Genomic DNA, 2,211 nt, shown 5'->3' on the forward strand with positions numbered 1-2,211 from the left:
AAGTAACTTAATATATTTCTTAATTTGGCTACACGCTACTTTTGATAAATTGACTTTTCCACAAACTCATTCGTTCTTATAAACTCTCTAGTCATATTATATACCCCACTAGTATTTATGCCCTATTGAATAGGGTATGGTCAATGTTGAATACCAGTTTTTTTACAACGAAGTTTAGAGGAAATTCGTAGCCCTTGTTCCATATCACACATTTTTAGCAACCATGCACAAAACAGCTCTTTAGAGGCAAAAAAGACCCGCTAGCCAAAATTCATGACTAACGGGACACTATTATACTGTATTAACATTTGGTACACCATCAAACCGGAAGAACTGTCCCTCTGGTTACCTCTGATTAATCTACTGAGTTCTCTTTGAACTCCTTTATCCTTCTGTAAAAAGTACTTTTTGATGAAATACCTAGCTTAACCATGGCGTCTTTAACCGTTATCTCTTTCTCTTCAAGCTTATCAATCATTTCAGCTAATAGTGGTATTGAAACTTCTACTTTTTTTCTGCCAATATATTTTTTTTGCTTTTTTGCGATCTCAATACCAACTTCTTGTTTCTTTCTTCTCTTACTTTGCTCTACTATATATAGTGGATAAATAAGTGCGTAGATGACTTTTCTATTTGAGTCGTCAATATAGAAATCTCCAGCTTTTAAAGTGGCACATTTTACTATGATATCAAGTAGAATTTTAAGGCGCTGGTAGTTATTTCTCCCAATATCTGTAACCCTATCAAACACGAATGATTGACCAGGGTATATATTTTTTGTAGAGAGCTGAGTATCTGGCTCGACATATTGATCAACAACAAGATTATCACCTGTATACTGGTAATCTGTTCTTATGAGCCATTCAAGAGGGTCCATATACTCAAGTCCTGCCTCATCAAGGTAGGTCCAAAGATCTTCTCTATTCTCCTGGGGTACTCTTTCATATATGAATGTTGGAATTTTGTTTTCTCTTAGATAAGTTTCTTTTCTAAGCTCCAGATTAAGGCCAGGTATACCTTGAAAAGTTTCAGGTGTCAGTAAATCTATTACCTGATAATATGGTTTGAATACATATTCAAAGGTGTCATCTTCATAATGTGTTTGTGTAAGATGGCATACAGCATATTTTATATCTAGTAAGTCCATTGAGTATATCGTCGCTTCGACAGATTTCTTTTTCAATTTCCATTCATCCTTTCATATGTTGCTCTGATTATCAAGGAAAATCTACTTTTAATCATATGCTTATAGAAAGCTTTATGTGTCTCACTGATATGTTTTATTGAGTCAATGATTGTTACTATTGCCTCCATATTAAATCGTTCATATACCTTGATAAGTGCATCGTTACATTCTTTGTAAGCCATGCTACTAATCACTTCATAATAGGAACTCTTTTTCCCATTAAGTAATATTTGCGATGTTGGAAATGTAAACACTCTCATTTCTGTTTCACTTTGATCAGCGATAATTTTTGCCATCTCATCTTCATCTATCATTTTTGGGAAAAGACATGATCCATTGTCAAATATTGGTGCCAGCCGATATTCATTGTTTTCCTTCATGAATCCCCAATTACCCCCATGTCGATCAAAGTTACCAAGAAGTGCATCCAGTATATATAATTCCCAGAATTGACTAATCGTGTTTTGAGGGTCAGCTAATTTATTATTAGCCAAAAGGATATCTGTAATGCCTTCATAATCATATGTGAATTTTTCTCTATCTTCTTCGATGCTACTCTCACCAACATCATTAAATGCAACGAATTGTTGACCCTTAGCCACAAAGTCTTTTATAGCCACAACCTCTTCACCTTTGTAGGTACCAAGATAAGTTTCTTGAACTTCATACCCCATAGTTGCCATGATTCTACAGCCTAAATACTCTGATATATGATTATTTCTAGTTAGAAAACGTTCTTTTTTTCTAAATTTTAATATATAGTCTTCGCTACCAACAGTAACGCCTATTTTACGTTCTGCACCGCTATATAACTTTTTATTTTGTGAGTATATGCTATAATCCATAATATCTCCTTGTATCAATAGGGTATTCGTTTTATTTTGATACTATCATTATACTACATATTCAAGTTGTGTCAATAGGGTAACTTTTTTATTTTGGCACACTATATTTGCAGAAATTTAGCTTTTGAAAATTGTTTTTTCTAACTGCAAAAGAACCCGAATTAATGTGTAAGTTATTAA

General features: G+C 33.5%; 2 protein-coding genes. Both read right to left on the reverse strand.

Annotated elements, in window-relative coordinates; genetic code table 11:
* Positions 1-355: 355 nt before the first annotated feature.
* The gene (locus P0N36_RS15035) at positions 356-1,183 is read right to left on the reverse strand and encodes a hypothetical protein (protein WP_275843694.1); all 828 of its coding nucleotides are present in this window, start codon (positions 1,181-1,183) and stop codon (positions 356-358) included.
* Positions 1,180-2,031 carry a HipA domain-containing protein gene (locus tag P0N36_RS15040; protein WP_275843695.1) on the reverse strand — a complete coding sequence of 284 codons (852 nt, stop codon included), beginning with the start codon at positions 2,029-2,031 and terminating at the stop codon, positions 1,180-1,182. The genes P0N36_RS15035 and P0N36_RS15040 overlap by 4 nt, the downstream gene beginning before the upstream one ends.
* Between the last annotated feature and the right edge of the window lie 180 nt (positions 2,032-2,211).

Source organism: Petrocella sp. FN5, from assembly GCF_029210395.1.
Taxonomy (GTDB): Bacteria; Bacillota; Clostridia; order Lachnospirales; family Vallitaleaceae; genus Petrocella.

What these genes read in the sequence shown, in the direction of transcription:
- P0N36_RS15040 (WP_275843695.1), bottom strand. Translation starts at nt 2,031, where the DNA reads ATGGATTATAGCATATACTCACAAAATAAAAAGTTATATAGCGGTGCA.